General features: G+C 60.3%; 18 protein-coding genes and 1 other RNA gene. 11 read left to right on the plus strand and 8 right to left on the minus strand.

The features are described 5' to 3' along the window. Nucleotides 1-148 precede the first annotated feature (148 nt). The 3 genes from hupB (at nt 149) to L1P05_RS04885 (ending at nt 3,064) form a co-directional block, all read left to right on the plus strand. Entirely contained in the window at nt 149-421 is a 273-nt protein-coding gene (gene hupB / locus L1P05_RS04875; RefSeq protein ID WP_012847859.1) for a nucleoid-associated protein HU-beta, read from the plus strand. Between the two features lie 284 nt (nt 422-705). Next, nucleotides 706-2,586 carry a peptidylprolyl isomerase gene (ppiD, locus tag L1P05_RS04880; protein ID WP_012847860.1) on the plus strand — a complete coding sequence of 627 codons (1,881 nt, stop codon included), beginning with the start codon at nt 706-708 and terminating at the stop codon, nt 2,584-2,586. Nucleotides 2,587-2,728: 142 nt separating this feature from the next. Beyond that, the gene (locus L1P05_RS04885) at nt 2,729-3,064 is read left to right on the plus strand and encodes a ComEA family DNA-binding protein (protein WP_015461121.1); all 336 of its coding nucleotides are present in this window, start codon (nt 2,729-2,731) and stop codon (nt 3,062-3,064) included. 78 nt (nt 3,065-3,142) lie between these two features. Here L1P05_RS04885 and queC read toward each other — a convergent pair whose 3' ends face one another. Further along, a complete protein-coding gene (gene queC / locus L1P05_RS04890; protein WP_012847862.1) occupies nt 3,143-3,832 on the minus strand; it encodes a 7-cyano-7-deazaguanine synthase QueC in 690 nt (229 codons plus the stop codon). Nucleotides 3,833-3,883: 51 nt separating this feature from the next. After that, complete coding sequence (locus tag L1P05_RS04895) at nt 3,884-5,596, minus strand: SgrR family transcriptional regulator (RefSeq protein ID WP_012847863.1); 1,713 nt, start codon at nt 5,594-5,596, stop codon at nt 3,884-3,886. 100 nt (nt 5,597-5,696) lie between these two features. Here L1P05_RS04895 and cof point away from each other — a divergent pair, with 100 nt between their 5' ends. The 4 genes from cof to amtB all read left to right on the plus strand — a co-directional run bounded on the left by cof (nt 5,697) and on the right by amtB (nt 9,076). Further along, on the plus strand, nt 5,697-6,515 hold the full coding sequence (gene cof, locus L1P05_RS04900) for an HMP-PP phosphatase (RefSeq protein WP_012847864.1): 819 nt from the start codon (nt 5,697-5,699) through the stop codon (nt 6,513-6,515). Nucleotides 6,516-6,669: 154 nt separating this feature from the next. Beyond that, on the plus strand, nt 6,670-7,131 hold the full coding sequence (locus tag L1P05_RS04905) for an Lrp/AsnC family transcriptional regulator (protein WP_012847865.1): 462 nt from the start codon (nt 6,670-6,672) through the stop codon (nt 7,129-7,131). Nucleotides 7,132-7,435: 304 nt separating this feature from the next. Beyond that, on the plus strand, nt 7,436-7,774 hold the full coding sequence (gene glnK / locus L1P05_RS04910) for a P-II family nitrogen regulator (protein WP_012847867.1): 339 nt from the start codon (nt 7,436-7,438) through the stop codon (nt 7,772-7,774). Between the two features lie 21 nt (nt 7,775-7,795). Then, the gene (amtB, locus tag L1P05_RS04915; protein WP_041692495.1) at nt 7,796-9,076 is read left to right on the plus strand and encodes an ammonium transporter AmtB; all 1,281 of its coding nucleotides are present in this window, start codon (nt 7,796-7,798) and stop codon (nt 9,074-9,076) included. A 34-nt stretch (nt 9,077-9,110) separates the two neighbouring features. Here amtB and tesB read toward each other — a convergent pair whose 3' ends face one another. Next, nucleotides 9,111-9,977: an acyl-CoA thioesterase II gene (gene tesB / locus L1P05_RS04920; RefSeq protein ID WP_012847869.1), complete on the minus strand. Its 867-nt coding sequence runs from the start codon at nt 9,975-9,977 to the stop codon at nt 9,111-9,113. A gap of 108 nt (nt 9,978-10,085) precedes the next feature. Then, nucleotides 10,086-10,409 carry an MGMT family protein gene (locus L1P05_RS04925; protein ID WP_015461124.1) on the minus strand — a complete coding sequence of 108 codons (324 nt, stop codon included), beginning with the start codon at nt 10,407-10,409 and terminating at the stop codon, nt 10,086-10,088. A 148-nt stretch (nt 10,410-10,557) separates the two neighbouring features. On the opposite strand from L1P05_RS04925, the gene ffs reads away from it, so the two are divergent. Continuing rightward, nucleotides 10,558-10,654: signal recognition particle sRNA small type (gene ffs, locus L1P05_RS04930), an RNA gene on the plus strand. Nucleotides 10,655-10,957: 303 nt separating this feature from the next. Here the strand turns inward: ffs and L1P05_RS04935 are convergent. From L1P05_RS04935 to L1P05_RS04950, 4 genes are all read right to left on the minus strand, one after another. After that, nucleotides 10,958-11,161, minus strand: a complete 204-nt coding sequence (locus tag L1P05_RS04935; protein WP_012847872.1) for an HHA domain-containing protein — start codon at nt 11,159-11,161, stop codon at nt 10,958-10,960. 20 nt (nt 11,162-11,181) lie between these two features. Then, complete coding sequence (tomB, locus tag L1P05_RS04940; protein WP_012847873.1) at nt 11,182-11,550, minus strand: Hha toxicity modulator TomB; 369 nt, start codon at nt 11,548-11,550, stop codon at nt 11,182-11,184. Nucleotides 11,551-11,917: 367 nt separating this feature from the next. Continuing rightward, nucleotides 11,918-15,070: an efflux RND transporter permease subunit gene (locus tag L1P05_RS04945; RefSeq protein ID WP_012847874.1), complete on the minus strand. Its 3,153-nt coding sequence runs from the start codon at nt 15,068-15,070 to the stop codon at nt 11,918-11,920. A 43-nt stretch (nt 15,071-15,113) separates the two neighbouring features. Continuing rightward, a complete protein-coding gene (locus L1P05_RS04950; RefSeq protein WP_012847875.1) occupies nt 15,114-16,298 on the minus strand; it encodes an efflux RND transporter periplasmic adaptor subunit in 1,185 nt (394 codons plus the stop codon). A gap of 141 nt (nt 16,299-16,439) precedes the next feature. Here L1P05_RS04950 and acrR point away from each other — a divergent pair, with 141 nt between their 5' ends. From acrR to mscK, 3 genes are all read left to right on the plus strand, one after another. After that, on the plus strand, nt 16,440-17,153 hold the full coding sequence (gene acrR, locus L1P05_RS04955; RefSeq protein WP_012847876.1) for a multidrug efflux transporter transcriptional repressor AcrR: 714 nt from the start codon (nt 16,440-16,442) through the stop codon (nt 17,151-17,153). Nucleotides 17,154-17,159: 6 nt separating this feature from the next. After that, nucleotides 17,160-17,513 (plus strand): DsrE/DsrF/TusD sulfur relay family protein, encoded by a 354-nt coding sequence (locus L1P05_RS04960; RefSeq protein WP_012847877.1) that lies wholly within the window; start codon nt 17,160-17,162, stop codon nt 17,511-17,513. A gap of 216 nt (nt 17,514-17,729) precedes the next feature. Further along, entirely contained in the window at nt 17,730-21,092 is a 3,363-nt protein-coding gene (gene mscK / locus L1P05_RS04965; RefSeq protein ID WP_012847878.1) for a mechanosensitive channel MscK, read from the plus strand.

The following is a 21,092-nucleotide window of genomic DNA, read 5'->3' on the forward strand; positions in this document are numbered from 1 at the left end:
TGTACGGCTAACGTAGAGCCCTGTCGGCCGTAGCAAGCGCCCGTGAAGCGCCTTGCCGGACAGAGACAGGCTAGATATAACAGCTGCGCAGCCGTACGGTAGGGAGAACGGTTTCCTGTACGGCGAGATTTCTAAAGGGGATGATAGAGTGAATAAATCACAACTGATCGACAAGATTGCTGAGGGTGCAGATATTTCCAAAGCGGCAGCCGGTCGCGCGCTGGATGCATTCATTGCATCCGTGACCGAAAGCCTGCAGGAAGGTGACGCCGTCGCACTGGTCGGTTTTGGTACTTTTGACGTCCGCGAACGTGCTGCCCGCACTGGCCGTAATCCGCAGACGGGCCAGGAAATTGATATTCCTGCCGCGAAAGTTCCGGGTTTCCGCGCGGGCAAAGCGCTGAAAGACGCCGTTAACTAAGCCTATGGCGCGCTGCGCCGGGCGTCGGCGGGCGATGATTTCCATAAATCGCAAACAATCGACTGACGCCATGGCATAGCTAAGGTAAAATACAAGGCGCATCATGCTGATGCGCTTTTTTTATGGCGGGCAACTGCCTTCCCTAGACGCGGCGGCGCGATCGTCCGTCAGGGCAGCCTGAAGCAGTTAATCTATATCGTGTGCTGTGCGTATACGGGCCATGGCCTGGAACAAAGCGGAGTCACAACGTATTACCAACAATCACAGCGGAGTGTTGCCACACTATGATGGACAATTTACGCGCGGCCGCCAATCACGTCGTGCTCAAGGTTATCCTGGCTCTGATCATCATCTCGTTTGTGCTGACCGGGGTAGGTAATTATCTGATCGGCGGCTCCGGCGACTACGCGGCCAAGGTGGATGGCCAAGAGATCGGTCGGGCCCAGCTCGAACAGGCGGTGCAGAACGAGCGCAGCCGTCTGCAGCAGCAGCTGGGCGATCAGTTCTCCGTGCTGGCAGGAAACGAAGGCTATATGAAAGAGCTGCGCAAGCAGGTACTTTCTCGCATGATCGATGACGTGCTGCTCGATCAGTATGCCCAAAAGCTTAATCTGGCGATCAGCGATGCGCAGGTAAAAGAAGCGATCCGCGCGATGCCCTATTTCCAGACCGACAATCATTTCGATAACGCGAAGTATCTCGATATGGTGGCGCGTCTGGGCCTGAGCCCGGACGCCTACGCTCAGCTGATGCGTCAGCAGCTGGTGACCCAGCAGCTGATCCAGGGGTTCACAGCCACCGGCTTTACCCTGCCGGCAGAGGTCGACGCCCTGGCGGCGCTGACCATGCAGCAGCGTCAGGTCAGCCTGGCAACCATCGATATCAGCAAGCTGATGCCGCAGCAGCAGGTTAGCGACGCGGAGCTGCAGGGCTATTATCAGCAGCACCAGAGCAGCTTTATCGCCCCAGAGGCGGTCAAGGTACGCTATATCGAAATGGATGCCGCGGCCATCAACGATAAGATGACGGTCAGCGATGCGGAGATTAGCGCCTACTACGATCAGCATAAAGGCAGCTTTACCCAGCCGGCGCGCAGTGACTACAGCGTTATTCAGGTGAAGACAGAGGCGGAGGCTAAGGCCATCGCCGCGCAGCTGGCCAATGGCGCCGATTTCGCGACCCTGGCCAAGGAGAAGTCCACCGATATTATCTCCCGTAAAAACGGCGGCGAGCTGGGTTGGCTGGAGCCGGAAACCACGCCGGATGAGATCCGCGCGGCTAAGCTGAGCCATAAAGGGGATGTTTCCGCGCCGATCGCGTCCAGCGTGGGATACCTGATCGTGCGTCTGAACGATATGCAGCCCGCGGTGGTTAAGCCGCTCTCTGAGGTGCGTGCCGAGATCGCCGATAAGGTGAAGCAGCAGAAGGCGCTGGATGCCTTCTATGCGCTGCAGCAGAAAGTGAGCGATGCGGCGACCAACGACAATGATTCGCTGGCCGGGGCAGAAGACGCCGCCGGGGTGAAGGCGACGGAGACCGGCTGGTTTGCCCGCGATAACGTACCGCAGGTGCTTAATTTTAAACCGGTGGTTCAGGCTATTTTCGACGGTTCCCTGTTCGGGGAAAACGGCACGCCGGGCAGTAACTCTGACGTGATCAGCGTCGAGGGCGATCGCGCCTTTGTACTGCGCGTCAGTGAGCACAAGCCGGAAGCGGTTAAACCCTTTGCTGAGGTGCGCGATCAGGTGACGGAGCTGCTGAAGCGTCAGAAGGCGATTGCCCAGGCGCGTAGCGAGGGCGAGAAGCTGCTGGCCGCGCTGCAGGCAGGCAAGGGCGACGCGGCGCTGAAGGCTGCCGGCCTGAGCTTTGGTGCCGAGCAGACGCTGACTCGCGCTTCAGAGGATCGTCAGCTGACGGATACGGTATTCGCCATGCCGCACCCGCAGACCGATAAGCCGGTGTACGGGCTGTCGGCGGACCGCCATGACAACATTGAGCTGATTCGTCTGAACGCCGTCACGGCGGGTCATCTGTCGGCGGAGCAAATGAAGGCGTTCGCCTCTCAGATGCTCACCGGGGAGACCGGGATCACCTTCGATGCCCTGATGGATAACCTGCGCGCTAATGCCAAGATCAAGCTGGGCGCGGCGGCAGATGTGCAGTAATCCCCAGCGTTGTGGGTGATATGATGTAACAACAAAAGGCCGCATTCGCGGCCTTTTGCATATTGCGCGCTCCGGCTTTGCCGGCCCCCTCGCCGCAGGGCATCGTAAGGGACGATAACTCTCATCCCTAAGGAGCCCGGCCATGAATCCATTAACTCTGCTGTTATCTTCCCCACTCTGGATCGCTTTACTCTTTTTTCCCGCAGCGCCGCAGGCCGCCACGGCGCCAGCCGCGACACCGTCGGCGAGCCCCGCCACGCCCAGCGGTGGGGGCGCGGAGCGTGGGCGGGTGAATATCAATCAGGCGTCGGCGCAGGCGCTGTCCGAAGGGCTTAGCGGCATCGGCCTGGAGAAGGCCCGGGCGATCGTCGCCTTTCGTGAACAGCACGGCGCGTTTTCCCGTTTGGAGCAGCTGCTGCAGGTGAAGGGGATCGGCGCTGCGCTGCTGGAGAAGAACCGGGCGCGTCTGGCGCTCTAGCGATAGCGCGGCACCGCGCCGGCGTACGGGCGGTGTCGCGTAGTCTCCGCGTTTGGCGCAGGACGGCGAAAGGGGGGGTTACTGCAGCCCGCTCTTTTGCTTCAGCGCGGCCATCACCGCCGCCGGATCGGCCAGATACTGCTGCAGGCCATGGGCGCGCAGGTGGCAGGCGGCGCAGTGACCGCAGCCATCGCCCTGAATGCCGTTGTAGCAGGTCAGGGTGTCGTGGCGCACCCTCTCTAGCTGACCATAGTAGTCCGCCAGCGCCCAGGTCTCGGCTTTGTTGAGCCACATCAGCGGCGTTTCAAAGCGAATGTCGCGCGCCATGCCCAGGCAGACGGCGTGATTCAGCGCCTGCACGAACTGATCCCGACAGTCTGGATAGCCGGAGAAGTCGGTTTCACAGACGCCGGTGATCACGGCCTCAGCCTCAACCTGGTAGGCATAGATCGCCGCCAGGGTCAGAAACAGTACGTTGCGGCCGGGGACGAAGGTATTGGGAATGCCATCCTCGCTTTGGGTTGGCACGGGGATGTTATCCCGGGTCAGGCTACTGATGGCCAGCTCATTGAGCAGGCCGACGTCCAACACCTTGTGGGCGCTGGCGCCCAGCTGCTTGGCCAGCCGACGGGCCACGTCTATCTCGGCGCGGTGGCGCTGCCCGTAGTCAAAGGTGATGCAGTGGACATCATCATAGCGGTGCAACGCCTGGATCAGGCAGGTGGTCGAGTCCTGACCGCCACTGAAAACTACTACGGCGCGTTTCATGCAATAACCTCAATTGTGCGCAAAAGAAAATATCTGTCGTATGGTAGCCGCTTAGCCCGGCGATGAACAGCCCGCCTCCGGCGCCGGCACCCAGGCCTGACAAAAGTCGAACCAGCCGTGGGCGGTCAACACGATGCCGTTGACCCGGGGCGGAACGCTGACCTGGTAGCGATAGTTGAACAGCGGCGCCATATATCCCTGCGCCATCAGCGCGCCGTACAACTGACGCAGCGCGGCTAAGCGCTGTGCCTCCGCGCGGGCCTGTCGCTGGAGATTGAGGCGCGCCAGCGTATCCGCATAGGCGTTGGCGGGGAGGATCGCCGGCCACAGTCGGTCGGTGCGCGGCCAGTTGTCCAGGGTGGTGCCGGGCGATTCGCCGATGCGTTTATCCCCCAGGATAATGTCTGCCTGAGCCAGCTGGGCATCATCGCTCCAGCGTTTTCCGCTGACGAGCTGCAGCGTGAGGGCGCAGCCGTAGGCGGCCAGGCGGATCTGCAGTCGGCGCGCCAGCTGGTGCAGGGCGGACGCCGGGTAGCTAAGAAGGGTCAGGCGGGGCGGCAGCGGACCGGGCGGCTCGGTGAACGCCGGGATTGCCCAGCCGGGCAGCAGCTCCTCACAGCGTAGCGTGATCCCCTCCTCCTGCGACAGGGCGCTGAAGGTCTGCTCCTCGCGCATCAGGCCGAGCAGCGCGCGCGCCTGGCGCGGAGAGAGGCGTCCCTGACGCAGGTTAACGGCCATGTAGCCAAAGCCCAGGCTGGTGCTGCTTTTGAGACGGCGGGTGTCCTGGGTTCCCTCATCTTGTCCTATCTGTATTCTGACCGCCCTCTGGCAGGAGGGCGGCGCCGTACCGGCCCCGGCGGTGATCCAGTATTCGATGGCGTGCAGATAGGGCCGCCGCAGATGGTAGCCCTCATACTGCTCTAGGCGCAGCAGGGTTGGACTGGCGCTGACCAGGCGGAATGGCCCCGCACCGATATCGGGCTGCTGCGGGTGGGGCAGCAGGCACAGCAGGTTGGCCAGCCGGTGCGCCAGCCAGTAGTCGGGCTGATGCAGGGTAAAGCGCAGGCACAGCGGATGGGGGTGGTCGATAGCGGCGACGCTGGCCAGCAGGGCGCCGGCCTGGGGATGGGCGCAGAGGGCGCGCAGCGTCGCCAGAAGCTGCTCGGCGCCGATCGGTTGGCCGTGGTGCCAGCGCAGATCGCTGTGCAGTAAAAATTGCCAGCATAGGCCGTCGTCGCTGATCTGCCAGTGGTGGGCCAGATCTGGCTGCGGCGCGGCGTTGCCGGGAACGAACCGCGTCAGGCCGGCGTGCAGGGTGTGCGCCAGGTGCTGCTCGGCGCGTCCGCTCAGCCGCAGGGGCTGGATGGGCTCCAGCGGGCGATAGTAAGGAATACGCAGGGTAGGCAGCTCGGCCTGCCACTGGCCGCCGAGGTGGGGCTGCAGATAGGGGGTTAGCTGAGCCGGATCGCGGGCCGCCAGCCGCAGGGCCCCCTGATGGTTGCCCTCGCGCAGCAGGTGCTCCATTAGCTGGCGCCGCAGCTGCGATACCGGAAGTAGGCAGCGCAGGCTGCCGCGCCGCCCGCGCCCGGCGCTGGCCTGCCAGCGGATCCATCCGGCCTCCTGCAGCTGGCCGAGCAGGGTTCGCACGTGGCGATCGCTGCAGCAGATAATGGCGGCCAGCTCGGCGACGGTAACCGACACCGGGACATCGCCGGCAAACTGGTACAGACGTTGATATTGATTAAGGCGTTGCAGCAGGCGCATTAAAAAATCCTGAACTCTTTTTTCTAATTGTTCACTATTAGTTCCGCAAATGCCACGCGATACTGTAGGCCATGCAGTAGCGGTCACAAACGGAGGCGGTATGCGTTTGGCAGCGTTTGATATGGACGGCACTCTGTTGATGCCGGATCACCGCATCGGTGCGGAGACGCTGGATGCCCTGCAGCGCCTGGCGCAGCAGCAGGTCGTTCTCACCTTTGCTACCGGGCGTCACTTTTTAGAGGTTAGCCGCATGACGCGCCGCTTGGGGCTGCGGGGACACCTGATCACCGCTAATGGCACTCGGGTGCATGATCACGATGGCCAGCTGCTGTTCAGCCAGGATCTGGCGCCGGAGGTGGCCTATGAGCTGATGCACGCCGACTGGAGCGATACCGCCTCGCTGCACCTGTTTCGCGACGATGGCTGGCTGACGGCCTGCGATTGCCCCGCGCTGCTGGCGCCCCACCGGGCCGATGGCTTTACCTATCGCCTGACGGATCTGCGCCGTCTGCCGGCTTACGGCGTCAGCAAGGTGTGCTTTATCGATGGTCATGAACGTCTGCTGGCGCTGCAGCAGCGTCTGCGTACCCACTTCGGCCGCGCCGTCGATCTCTGCTTCTCGGGCCATGACTCGCTGGAGGTGATCCCGCCGGGCAGTAACAAGGGCAGCGCGCTGGCGGCTCTGTGCGATCGCCTGAATATTGGTCTGGATGAATGTATGGCGTTCGGCGACGCGATGAACGACCGGGAGATGCTTGGCATGGTCGGTCAGGGATTCATCATGGGCAACGCGCTGACGCAGCTTCGGCAGGCCTTACCGCACCTGCGGGTGATCGGTGACTGCCGCCAGCAGGCGGTGGCGCAACAGCTTTCTCTTTGGCTAACGCAATCTCACCTCACAATTCCCCCGAATCACTGAGGCTATTCAGCCAGCCGGGCTGCGTGTTTGACTGCGCGCACCCGGTTTTCTTTTTATCTTTACCTGCGCCGGACATTCGACGCCGCGGGAAAAAGATTGATTATTGTTGCGTGGATTGGCCTAATTGGAGGAAATATTTCTCCCGGAGCCCCCTATGCTGGATAAAATTGACCGTAGCCTGCTGAACATGCTGCAGCGGGACTGCACCCTCTCGCTGCAGGTGCTGTCAGAGGCGGTGAACCTGACGTCGACTCCCTGCTGGAAGCGGCTAAAGCGTCTGGAGGAGGAGGGTTATATTACCCAGCGGGTCGCGCTGTTGGATAAAGAGAAGCTGGGCCTCGGGCTGACGGCGTTTGTGGCGATCAAGACCCAGCACCACAGCGCGGAGTGGTATCGCAACTTTGTGCAGCAGGTGGAGCATATGCCGGAGATCCTGGCGTTCTACCGCATGGCCGGTGAGTATGATTACCTGATGCAGGTGCAGGTTGCCGATATGAAAAGCTTCGATGATTTTTATAAGCGTCTGGTCAACGCGGTAAAGGGGCTGAGCGACGTCACGTCGAGCTTTGCCATGGAGCAGATTAAGTTCACGACGGCGCTGCCGCTGCGCGAGTAAGCCGTCTTTCCCGCTAACGGTCATCTCCTCACCCCGCTGACCGTGCCGCTATGCCCGCGTTTCCCGAATCCTGCCAATATTGCGCTCCCGACGGCGTCGCCGTCGGGGCGATCGCGCGTCTCCGACGTCTAACCTGCACCACGGCCGGCGCATTGCACCGTTTTGGTGCTATTGCCCCTGCCGTTCCGCCGTGAATCATGCGCCATCCCGCGTGGGCGGCGGGATCTGTCGCCCGCCTTCTGGGTTGGCATGACCTTTGCTCATAATTTTTGTGAATGAATCCACTGACAGAGGAGGGGGCGTCATGAAGCTGGTGAGCGCGGTGATCAGGCCGTTCAAGGTGGAGGAGGTGCGCGAAGCGCTGTCGGCCATCGGTATTCAGGGGCTGACCCTGACGGAGGTGAAGGGATTCGGTCGACAGAAAGGGCACGCTGAGCTTTACCGCGGCGCCGAGTACAGCGTCAATTTTTTACCCAAGGTCAAAATTGAGGTGGCGCTGGAGGATGAACGGCTGGAGGCGGTGATCGACGCCATTCGCCAGGCGGCCTGCAGCGGAAACATTGGTGACGGTAAGATTTTTGTTGCCGAACTGACGCGCGTGGTGCGCATTCGCACCGGCGAGTGCGATGACGCGGCGCTGTGATGGCTGGCATGGAGGTGTGAGATGAGGCGAGTACGCAGGGGAATGGTGGGCATGGCGCTGCTGCCGGGGGTTGCGCTGGCCGGCGCGCCGCAGATGGATCGGGCGGATAATGGCTTTATGATGCTAGCGACGGCGCTGGTGCTGTTGATGACTCTGCCGGGGATTGCACTGTTTTACGGCGGCCTGCTGCGCGCCAAGAACGTGCTGTCGCTGATGACGCAGGTGATGGTGACCTTCGCCGTCGTGAGCGTGCTGTGGGTGATCTATGGCTATACGCTGGCGTTTGGCAGCGGGAACGCTATCGTTGGCAACCTGCACGCGCTGTTGCTCAAGGGGATCGGACTGCACGAGGTGACCGGCTCGATATCGACGCTGGTGCACGTGGCCTTTCAGGGATCGTTTGCCTGTATTACGGTGGCGCTGGTGACCGGTGCTCTGGCTGAGCGGGTTCGGTTTTCGGCGGTGCTGATCTTTGCCGCGCTGTGGTTTTCGCTCTCCTATGTGCCGCTGGCCCATATGGTCTGGGGCGGGGGCTGGCTGGCCGCCGACGGTGCGCTGGACTTTGCCGGCGGGACGGTGGTGCATATTAACGCCGCCGTGGCAGGACTGCTGGGCGCTCGCCTGCTGGGACGGCGCAGCGGCTATGGACGGGAGTCGTTTAAGCCGCACAGTTTACCCATGGTCTTTCTGGGCACCGCCATTCTGTATATCGGTTGGTTTGGCTTTAACGCGGGCTCCGCCGGCGCCGCCAACGATATTGCTGCGCTGGCGTTTATCAACACGATGATCGCCACCGCCGCCGCCATTCTCTCTTGGGTCTTGGCGGAATGGGGGTTACGTGGGAACCCCTCCCTGCTAGGCGCCTGCTCCGGTTGTATTGCCGGGCTGGTGGCGGTGACGCCGGCGGCGGGCAGCGTGGGTGTCGGCGGTGCGCTGCTGCTCGGCCTGATCGCGGGGGCGGCAGGCCTATGGGGCGTGGTGGCGCTGAAACGCTGGCTGCAGATAGATGACGCCTGCGATGTCTTCGGCGTGCACGGCGTCTGCGGTATCGTCGGCTGCCTGGCGACTGGGGTGCTGAGCGCCGCCTCGCTGGGCGGTACGGGCTATGCCAGCGGTGTCACCATGGGTCATCAGCTGTGGGTTCAGACGCTGAGCGTGCTGGTCTGTGTGATCTGGTCCGCGGCGGCGGCGCTGATTGCCTATAAGGCGGCGGATCTCTGCGTGGGGCTGCGGGTCAGTGAGGATCAGGAGCGCGAGGGGCTGGATGTGACGAGCCACGGTGAGAGCGCCTATAACCGCTAGATGCACGGCGCCGCGCTGCGGCGCCGCAGGGCACTCAGCGCGCCGGGTGCTGTCGAATGACCCCTTCCTGTGCGGAAGAGGCGACCAGACGCCCCTGCCGGTCGAAGAACTGACCGCGGACCAAGCCGCGGGCGCCGGAGGCGGAGGGGCTGTCCACCGCGTACAGCAGCCAGTCGTCGAGGCGAAAGGCGCGGTGGAACCACATGCTGTGATCGAGGGTCGCCACCTGCATGCCGGGCTCAAGAAAGCCCTTGCCGTGGGGCTGAAGCGCCGTCGGCAGGAAGTTAAAGTCTGAGGCATAGCCCAGCAGGTATTGATGCACCCGCGGATCGTCAGGAAGGACGCCGTTGGCGCGCAGCCAGACGTAGCGCTGCGGCGGGCATACGTCGCCTTTGAGTGGGTTATGGAAGGTGACTGGGCGCATTTCAATGGCCTGTTCACGGGTGAACGTATCGCGGACGGCCTCGGGGATCAGGTGCCGCAGCGAGCGGGCGATATCGGTCTCGCTGGGCAGGCCTTCGGGACCGGCGACCTGCGGCATGCTGCTCTGGTGTTCAAACCCCGCCTCCAGAGACTGGAAAGAGGCCGTCATATAAAAGATAGGCTTACCATGCTGGATGGCGTTGACCCGGCGGGCGCTAAAGCTGTTGCCGTCGCGTAGGACTTCGACATCATAGACGATCGGCATACGGCTATCGCCGGGGCGCAGAAAATAGCTGTGGAATGAGTGCAGCTGGCGCTGGGCGTCAACGGTCTGTTTGGCGGCATACAGCGCCTGACCGACAACCTGGCCGCCGAAGACCTGGCGCAGTCCCAAATCCTCGCTTTGCCCTCGGTAGATACCCTGCTCAATTTTTTCGAGATTTAATAGGTTTAACAGCTGCTGTAACGCCTGACTCATTGGTAATACCTTATTTTGTAACGGTGGGAGACCTCGGTAACGCGCTGGCGATGGGGCCAGGGGCGCCGATACGACGCCCCGCACGCAAGGGTAGCACCGGAGACGGGGCTATGGCTGCCAGCGCAGGCGCGCCAGGTCGAGCCGTCCATCGGCATTGACGTCGATCCCTTCGGCCTGCAGCGCGCTGCGCTGGCGGGTAAAGCCTTCGCCGACCAGAGAGAGGGTGCCAAGGCGATTGACCACCCGGTGCCAGGGGAGGGCGCTGCCCGCCGGTAGCGCGCGCAGGATAGCCCCCACCCGGCGCGCGGCGCGCGAGTGGCCGGCCATCGCGGCTATCTGACCATAGGTTGCGACTCGGCCTACGGGAATGGCGGCGATACACAGCAGTACGCGCTGGCGGAAGTCATCCTGTGCGGGGGGCGAGGTCGTCATTGTCATAGCGCGATTATCGCTGTCCGATGACATTAGCTCAAGAGGCCTGTTTAAGAAAACAACGGTTGGCGGGGGGCGCCTTGCAATTGGGCGTGGCATCGCTGATAATGCTCGGGCGCTGAGGTTATAGCGCTCGTTATGGGGGCCCTGTTGGTTCTCCCGCAATGCTAACCCGTGAATTCGGTCAGGTCCGGAAGGAAGCAGCCGCAGCGAGTGACGCGTGTGCCGGGATGTAGCTGGCAGGGCTCCCACCCATTTGAGCCGTGCTATTTATTCCTCGCCGCTTCTCGCTTCTCGCTTCTCGCTTCTCGCTTCTCGCTTCTCGCTTCTCGCTTCTCGCTTCTCGCTTCTCGCTTCTCGCTTCTCGCTTGCGGTTTGCAATCGGTGGCTACACGGAATTTATCGCTGAGATTGACGCCGATCTACGGGCGGTGGGGGACGGGCGAAAACAGGCCTACCCGCGTAACGCTGGGGTATCAATAAAGAATAAATATATTAATAGTAATATAACTAACGTTGCCAGGGCGTCGCTGAAACGCCCGGGGCACTTAGCGGACGTATTGCCAGACTTCTGCTGGAATTTTGTCGTATAGCTTATTCATAGTTAATTCGGCCAGACGATGATCTGCGGCAGAATAAAAAATTTCTAATTCATCATCTGAAAGTTCGTATTTATTCTTTTCGATCACGCGTTCTAGAGTATCCAGCGTCGTGCATTTACGCAGCTTCATCAGATAATCGATCTTGGTCATCACAACATCCTATTATTGGACTAAACATGTAAGGTAGCGTTGCGCTTTTCATGCGCCAGGCAGTATGCCACCCGCCGCTTGGTGCGCAGCCAGTGCCGGAGCGCCGTTTCACTGACGCTATAGGCGCCAAACAGGGCATAGGTTTCATCCAGATAATCATCCAATATTTCGGCTAAATCCGAATGATGCGGATATTTGATCTTAAATGATTGCGCGACGCTGGCAATATGCTCAATCAGCTCATTAAGCTGTAGATTTACCTTTGCCGTCGGGTCGCTGACCCAGCCGTGATGGCTCTCTCCCAGGACATCTATTCCCTGATGATACAGAGAATCACACAGGTATTTTAACTCTGCGATGTCATGCTGATAAGAAGTGTACTCATCCATAGTCTACCCCCTGCGGGAACCAAACCTGCTTTCCTGTAGCAAGGAATATAGCAAATCGATGCAATAATCAAGCGGTTACGCAATGGCTATGACAAGTAACCTCAGTATCATAGCAAAGGCGCAGGGCAATGGGAAAAGTTTTGTGTTAGTAAGTATTTAAACTATACCCAGACTGATTAAGTATAGCCCTCATTTTATGAATACGAGGAATGAAGAATAAATATTTTTAATGAGTTATCCCGCTGGGGCATATCATCATACTGAATTAAGCGTATTAATGTTTGTCTGGTGAGCGCGTCGGGGAGGGCCGTAGGCAATCGATGGATAAAAAAAGACCGCCCGCGGGCGGTCTTTTCATTTTTTATAACTATTTATTGTGCGGTTCAACCGGATGGTTGTGCTCAATATCCTCGCCGCGGCGGCCAAAGCGGCGGCGCACCACCACAAAGAACACCGGTACGAAGAAGATGGCCAGAATGGTAGCGGAGACCATCCCGCCCATGACCCCGGTACCGACGGCGTTCTGGGCTCCGGAGCCCGCGCCGTTGCTGATGACCAGCGGCATAACCCCGAGAATAAAGGCCAGCGAGGTCATCAGGATCGGGCGCAGACGCATACGCACCGCCTCCAGCGTCGCTTCTACCAGCCCCTTACCCTCTTTGTGCATCAGGTCGACGGCGAATTCGACGATCAGGATGGCGTTCTTCGCCGATAGCCCGATCGTCGTCAACAGGCCGACCTGGAAGTACACGTCGTTGGTCAGGCCGCGCAGCGAGGTCGCCAACAGGGCGCCGACGACGCCGAGCGGGACCACCAGCATGACGGAGAACGGAATAGACCAGCTCTCATACAGGGCGGCCAGACACAGGAAGACCACGATCAGCGAGATGGCATACAGGGCCGGAGCCTGGTTGCCGGACAGGCGTTCCTGATAGGACATACCGGTCCAGTCATAACCGACGCCCGCCGGCAGCTTGGCGACCAGGGACTCCATCAGCGCCATGGCCTCACCGGTACTCTTACCGGGTGCGGCTTCGCCCAGGATCTCCATGGAGGGCAGACCGTTGTAGCGCTCCAGACGCGGTGAGCCGTACTCCCAGCGTGAGCTGGAAAAGGCGGACAGCGGTACCATCTGACCATTGCTGCTGCGCACGTACCAGTTATCGATATCGCTTGGCAGCATACGGAACGGCGCATCGGCCTGGACATAAACGCGTTTGACGCGTCCGCGGTCGATAAAGTCGTTGACGTAGGCCCCGCCCAGCGCGGCAGAGATAGTCTGGTTAACGTCGGCGAGAGAAACCCCCAGCGACTGCGCTTTTTCTTGGTCGATATCCAGCTTGAACTGCGGCGTATCTTCCAGGCCGTTGGGGCGCACGCCGACCAGCAGGTCAGGGTGCTGCGCCGCCATGCCCAGCAGCTGGTTACGCGCTTCGGTCAGCTTTTCGTGGCCCAGGTTGGCCTGATCGATAAGCTCAAAGTCGAAGCCGGATGCCGTACCCAGCTCAACGATAGCCGGCAGGTTAAACGGATACACCATGGCGTCGTTGATCTTACTGAAGGCGCCCGCCGCACGTTGAATGATCGCGGTAACCTTGTTCTGATCGCCCTTACGCTCGTCCCATGGCTTCAGACTGACGAAGGCCAGACCGTTGTTCTGCCCCTGACCGCTGAAGCCGAAGCCGCTGACGGTAAAGACCGATTCAACGTTATCTTTTTCTTTGGTCAGGTAGTACTGGGAGACCTGCTTGAGCACATTGTTGGTGCGCTCCTGGGTCGCGCCCGGCGGCAGCTGGGCCATGGTCAGCAGTACCCCCTGGTCCTCTTCCGGCAGGAAGGAGGTGGGCAGGCGGATAAACAGCAGCCCCATGCCGACTACGATCAGCAGGTAAATCACCAGATAGCGCCCGGTGCCGCGCAGGATGCGGCCAACGCTGTCGGTATAGTGGTGAGTGCTCTTTTCAAACAGGCGGTTAAACCAGCCAAAGAAGCCGGTCTGTACGCCGTGATCGCCTTTGGCGATCGGTTTGAGCATAGTCGCACACAGCGCCGGCGTCAGGATCATCGCCACCAGCACTGACAGCACCATGGAGGAGACGATGGTGATGGAGAACTGGCGATAGATGGCCCCGGTTGAGCCGCCGAAGAAGGCCATCGGTACGAAGACCGCGGAGAGCACCATGGCGATACCGACCAGCGCCCCCTGGATCTGCTCCATGGACTTCTTGGTCGCCTCTTTCGGTGGCAGCCCCTCTTCGGACATGACGCGCTCGACGTTCTCCACCACCACGATGGCGTCATCCACCAAGAGGCCTATCGCCAACACCATCCCGAACATGGTCAGGGTGTTGATGGAGAAGCCCACGATCTCCAGGATAGCGAAGGTCCCCAGCAGTACCACCGGTACGGCGATGGTGGGGATCAGGGTAGCGCGGATATTCTGCAGGAACAGATACATCACCACGAACACCAGCACGATCGCTTCCAGCAGGGTCTTCACCACTTCGTCGATCGAGAGCTGAACGAACGGCGTGGTGTCATACGGGTAGACCGTCTTCAGGCTTGCCGGGAAGTAAGGGGCCAGCTTGGCCAGCTCCGTCTTCACGGCCTTGGCGGTGTCCAGCGCGTTGGCGCCGGTCGCGAGCTTCACGGCGATACCGGCGGCCGGTTTACCGTTATAGCGGGCGATGGTGCCATAGTTTTCCGCCCCCAGCTCTACGCGCGCAACGTCGCGCAGCAGAACGCGGGAACCATCCTGTTGGACCTTAAGCAGAATCTTGCCGAACTCGGTCGGATCCTTCAGACGGGTCTGCACGATGATCGAGGCGTTCAGCTGCTGTCCCGGCACCGGCGGGGTTCCCCCCAGCTGGCCACCGGCGATCTGGTTGTTCTGCACCTTAATCTGGGAGACCACGTCGACCGGCGTCAGGTTGTACTTATTCAGCTTGTTGGGGTCCAGCCAGATACGCATGGCGTACTGGGAGCCGAACAGCTGTACGCTGCCGACGCCCTGGGTACGGCTCAGGGGATCCTTAATGTTGGACGCCACATAGTCGGCGATGTCATCCTGACTCAGGCTGCCGTCTTCGGAGATAAAGCCTGCGACCAGCAGAATACTGCTGGAGGCCTTATCCACGCTGACGCCCTGCTGCTGTACTTCCTGCGGCAGGGAGGGCATGGCCAGCTGTAGCTTGTTCTGCACCTGGACCTGAGCGATATCCGGATCGGTACCGGCCTCGAAGGTCAGGGTGATGCTGGCGTTACCGGCCGAGTCACTGGTTGACGACATGTACATCAGGTTATCGATACCGTTCATGTTCTGTTCGATAACCTGCGTCACGGAGTTTTGCACCGTGGCCGCATCCGCCCCCGGATAGCTGGCGGAGATGGTGACTGCCGGCGGCGCAACGGTAGGGTACTGTGCGACCGGCAGACTCATGATCGCCAATGCACCGGCCAACATCATGATGATGGCGAGAACCCAGGCAAAGATCGGACGATCGATAAAAAACTTAGCCATGTATTACTGGCTCCTTTTCCCAATATTATGCATCGCGATGCGTTTACTGCTGTGCGCCACTGGCCGCACCGTCGCTGACCGCTGCATTCAGTTTAGCTTCCTCTACTTTCACCTGCACACCCGGGCGAATACGCTGCAGACCGGATACGATCACCCGATCGCCGCTCTTCAGACCGCCGGTGACCAGCCACTGATCGCCGATCGCCTGTGCGGCATCGATGGTGCGCATTTCGACCTTGTTGTCTGCGCCGACCAGCATGACCGTCGCCTGGCCGCGGGGGTTACGCGTTACGCCCTGCTGCGGAACCAGCAGCGCATCGGGACGGACGCCCTCTTCCAGACGGGCGCGGACGAACATGCCCGGCAGCAGGTCATTGTGCGGGTTAGGGAACACGGCGCGAATCGTGATAGATCCGGTGCTCTCATCTACGGTCAGATCGGAGAACTCTAGCGTCCCTTTCAGCGGATAGGGCTGGCCGTTTTCCATCACCAGCTCGACGCTGGCCTTACCGTTTTCCTGCTTGATCTGCCCGTTGGCCAGCTCCTGCTTCAGACGCAGGAAATCATTGCTGGACTGGGTCACGTCGACATAGATGGGGTCGAGCTGCTGTACGGTTACCAGGGCGTTGCTCTGGTTGGCGGTCACCAAGGCGCCTTCGGTGACGGAGGACTTGCCGCTCAGGCCGGTAATAGGCGAGGTGACTTTGGTGTAAGCCAGATTGATGCGTGCGCTTTCAACGGCGGCTTTCGCGGCGACGACGGTCGCGTCGGCCTGGCGCGCGTTGGCGACGGCGGTATCGTAGTCCTGCTGACTGATGTATTTGGTCCCCAGCAGCGGGGTGTAGCGTTTGACCGTCAGATGGGCGATGTTAGCGGCAGCCTCTGCCTTGGCCAGATCGCCGCGGGCGCTGTCATAGGCGGCCTGATAGGTCGCTGGGTCGATCTGATACAGTGATTCGCCGGCTTTTACCGTGCTGCCTTCGACAAAGTTACGCTTAAGGATAATACCGCTGACCTGCGGACGGACTTCTGCGATACGGTACGCAGAGGTTCGGCCCGGAAGCTCGGTTGAGACATTTAACGGCGCCGTTTTCAGTGTGACTACACCGACTTCGGGGGCAGGACGTTGCCCGGTTGCGCCATTGTCATCATTACATCCTGTAAGAAGTAAACTGCCGGAAAACAGCAGTATCGCCGCCAGAGGCGTTAACCCTCTGTTTTTCTTCATATTATACCTCAAGAGTCCGAGTGCGAAATGGGTATGGAGCACACTGGTAAAAAACCCATTGCTGCGCTATAAAAAAACGCATGTTATGGTACATACATTCATCAATGCATGTAAGTCTTGATACTTTAAAAAACCAACGCCATGGCACGAAAAACCAAACAGCAGGCCCAGGAGACCCGGCAGCAGATCCTTGACGCTGCCATACGTGAGTTTTCCGTACGCGGCGTTGCTGCCACCTCACTAAACGATATCGCCAAAGCCGCCGGGGTTACCCGCGGGGCCATTTACTGGCATTTTAAGAACAAAACTGACATTTTCCACGCCGTCTGGGCGTTTATGGAGTCCAGGATCAGTGAGCTTGAGCTAGAGTATCAGACAAAGTTTCCGGATGATCCACTGCGTATATTACGTGAGCTCCTAATTTTTATTTTGGTCGCGACGGTGGTGGATCCGCAGCGGCGGGCGATGATGGAAATTCTGTACCATAAGTGCGAGTTCGTCGGCGAGATGCGGGCGCTGGGGGAACGGCGTAAACTGATGTACCTGGAGAGCTACGCGCGCATCGAGCGGGTGCTGCAGCACTGTGTCTTCCGGGAGCAGCTGCCGGCGAATCTGGATACGCTGCGCAGCGCCATCGCCCTGCGCAGCTATATTACCGGTATCATGGAGAGCTGGCTGTTTACCCCGGACCGCTTCGATCTGCAGCAGCAGGCGATACCGCTGGTGGATAACGTGATTGCCATGCTGCGGCACAGTCCGTTTTTGCGCCGTGACGCGGTATGCGCCCCCAATGATACCTCTGTATGGGGAAGCGGTTTCCCACCCACCGTAAATTGTGTTGATAAAGACGAGTAGATAACAATGCAAAAAATTGTCGTGATTGCCAATGGGGCCGGTTATGGCCATGAATCCCTGTTCAACGCGCTGCGCCTGGCGCTGGCGATGAAGGAGCAGGCGGCGGATATCGATCTGAAGCTTTTTCTGATGTCGGACGCCGTGACGGCGGCGCTGCCGGGGCAGAAGCCCCACGAAGGCTACAGCCTGCAGCAGATGCTGGAGATCCTGTGCGCGCAGCGCACGCCCATTCTGCTGTGTAAGACCTGCGCCGACGCCCGCGGCATTGCGTCGCTTCCGCTGATTGAGGGGGTGGCTATCGGTACGCTGACCGAGCTGGCCACCTGGACGCTGGCCGCCGATAAGGTCTTGACGTTCTAAGGCGTACGCCGCCGTTCATCTGGCGACGGTGGACGCGTGACCGCCCGGCGTGGGGCTACGACGCCGGGCAATTTTCTCCGATTGCGCCTATTCTTGCTATTACAGCTTCATGTTACTCTAGGCCGCTTTTTGCGATGGGACGCTGACAAGCGTCGCGCGGAATCGAGCCCAAGAAACCTATTCTTCCTTTATTGATAAAGTCTGCTTAATTTAACTATGACTCACGGCGTGTTATTACGGCCAGGCAAGGGTGTCGCCCTTTGGCGCGTTATTATTGTCACTCTGCTGTTTTCCCTGCTCTTTTGCAGCGCCTTTGCACGGGCGCAGAGCGGCGATATCGATTCGCGCAACGAGGTGCAGAATCAGATCGATGCCCTGAACCGGCAGAAGAGCCTGTCGGCCAGCGATAAGCTGGTGCTGCAGGATCTCAACCAAACCCTTGAATATCTGGATGGCATCGAGCGCTACCGTAAAGAGAGCCTGCAGCTGAAGCAGCAGGTGCAGCAGGCGCCGGGGAAACTGAACCAGGCGCTGGCCGGGCTAGAGGCGCTGCAGCGCAGCAGCGATGCGGCAGACGAGGCTAACTTTTCAGCCATGGGCACCCGCCAGCTGCAGAACCAGTGGGATGATACCCTGGCCGAGCTGAAGCAGGCGCAGGACGATCTGGCCTCCTACAGCAGCCAGCTGATCGCCCTGCAGACCCAGCCGGAGCGCGCCCAGGCCTCCATGATGGCCAGTTCTCAACAAATTCAGCAGATCCGGAATACCCTGGCCGAAGGCACCCAGCTGCGCGCCAGCCAGCGTAACATGCTGAATACGGAGCTGGCGATGTTGAACCAGTCCCTGGATTATCAGCAGCAGAGCCTCGCGGACAACACCACCCTGCAGGATGTACTGCAAAAGCAGCGCGACTATGCCAGCGCCCGGATCACCAAGCTGGAGCGCAGCGTACAGCTGATTCGCCAGGCCGGCTATAGCAAGCAGCTGATTCAGTCCGAAAAAACGGCCAGAGAGGCGATCAATCCCGACGATGCGGCCCAGGACTTTAACCATAATCCGCTGATAGCCAAAGAGCTGGAGATAAACCGCGCGCTGAGCCAGCGGCTGATCGACGCCACGGAAAAGACCAATGCGCTGGTGCAGGAGAATATCCGGGTTAAAAACTGGCTTGACCGTTCACTGCAGGCCGAGCGCAATCTGAAAGAGCAGATCTCGGTACTGAAGGGCAGCCTGCTGCTGTCGCGTATTCTCTACCAGCAGCAGCAGAAGCTGCCGACGGAAAAGCTGAGCAACGATGTGGCGGCGCAGGTGGCCGATCTGCGCGTGGCCCAGTTTGATATCAACGCCCAGCGCGATGCCCTGAGCCAAAGCAGCGACTATGTGGCGGCGCTGCAGGCCGACAGCAAAGAGAAGCTGAGCGATGAGGCGGTCGCGGCGCTGGAGGATCTGGTTGATACGCGCCGTGACCTGCTGGATAAGCTGAACAAACAGCTGGGCAGTGAGCTGACGCTGGCCATCAGCCTGCAGATCAATCAGCAGCAGCTGCGCAATGTGAATGATTACCTGCAGCACACCCTGACCCAGCAAATCTTCTGGGTCAGCAGCAACAAGCCGATGAATCTGTCCTGGTTTATCGGACTGCCCGGGGCGCTGCACACCCAAGCGACGAACCTGCACATTGACTTCAAGCCGGCGCAGCTGCTGGAGGGCTTTATCAGCTCGCTGTACCTGTTCATCCCCCTGCTGATCGGCACCGGGCTGCTGCTGTGGCGCCGTCGCGCCATCAACGCCCGGCTGGATAAGCTGGGCGATGAGGTGGGGCAGCTGAAGCGAGACGGACAGCTGCATACGCCGGAGGCCATCCTGCTGAATATCCTGCGCGGGCTGCCGGGGACGCTGCTGCTGCTGGCCGTCGGGGTGATGTTCTACCATACCGAAACCCAGATAGGCGGTCTGCTGTGGGTGATGTCTCTGCGCTTCGCGCTGTTTTGGCTGATCATCAGCACCACCTATCGCCTCATTTCGCCGGGGGGGGTCTCCGAGCGTCACTTTAATGTACCGCCGCTGGTCTGCGCCCACTACCGTCGCATGGTGCGGCGCCTGGGCTTTACCCTGATCCCGCTGATGGTGTGGTGCGTGATCGGGGAGAAGTCACCGCTGCAGCTGAACGAAGACGTGATCGGGCAGGTGGTGATTCTGATCACCCTGGCGCTGCTGACGGTGTTTGTCTTTCCGCTGTGCCGCGATGCCTGGCGGGAGAAAAACTCCCACAGCGTACGGCTGGTGCTGGTGACCCTGCTGGCGATCGCGCCGCTGATCCTGATGATCCTGACGGCCTGCGGCTATTTCTATACCGCTCTGCGCCTGGGGACCCGCTGGATCGAGAGCCTGTACCTGATGCTGCTGTGGGCCGTGGTCTACTCCACGGTACTGCGCGGCCTGAGCGTGGCGGCCCGCCGTCTGGCCTATCGCCGCGCGCTGGCGCGCCGTCAGCAGAACGCCGCCGGCGCCTCGCGCGAAGGGGCGGAGGGGCTGGAGGCGATCGAGGAGCCGCCCCTGGCTATCGATCAGATCAATACCCAGTCCCTGCGTCTGACCACGATGGTGCTGTTTTTGATCTTTGGCTGCGTGCTGTACTGGATTTGGGCCGATCTGTTCACGGTGATCTCCTATCTCGACAGCATTACCCTGTGGCACTACAACAGCGGCAGCGGCGCCAGCCAGATAACCCAGGCGGTGACGCTGGGCAACCTGCTGTTTGCCATGATGACGGTGGTGGTGGCCTATATCATGATGCGCAACCTGCCCGGCCTGCTGGAGGTGCTGGTACTGTCGCGTCTGCAGCTGCGTCAGGGGGCGTCCTATGCGATCACCACCATCCTGACCTATGCGATTATCAGCGTCGGGGTGATTATCTTCTTCGGCTCGCTGGGCATCTCCTGGGATAAGCTGCAGTGGATGGCCGCCGCGCTGTCGGTGGGCCTCGGCTTTGGCCTGAACGAGATCTTCGGTAACTTCATCGCCGGCCTGATCATCCTGTTTGAGCGACCGGTGCGCATCGGTGACACCATCACCATCGGCTCCTATTCCGGCTCGGTGAATAAGATCCGTATCCGCGCGACGACCATTACCGACTTCGATCGCAAAGAGGTGATCATTCCCAACAAGGCCTTTGTGACCGAGCGGCTGATTAACTGGTCGCTGACGGATACGGTGACCCGGGTGCTGATCAAGGTCGGCGTAGCCTACGGTTCGGATCTGGATAAAGTGCGGGAGATCCTGCTGCAGGCGGCGAGTGAGAACCCGCGGGTGATGGTGGAGCCGGAGCCGCAGGTCTTCTTCCTGGCCTTTGGCGCCAGCACGCTGGACCATGAGATGCGGCTGTACGTGCGTGAGCTGCGCGATCGCAGCTATGTGGTGGATGAGCTGAACCGGCGCATCGATCAGCTGTGCCGAGAGAACGATATCAACATCGCCTTTAACCAGCTGGAGGTGTACCTGCATAACCCGCAGGGCAATGAGGTACAAGAGGTGAAGCGTACGCTAACGGATCTGCCGCCTGACTCGCCGAGGGTCTGA

The organism is Edwardsiella piscicida (assembly GCF_021733145.1).
Taxonomy (GTDB): domain Bacteria; phylum Pseudomonadota; class Gammaproteobacteria; order Enterobacterales; family Enterobacteriaceae; genus Edwardsiella; species Edwardsiella piscicida.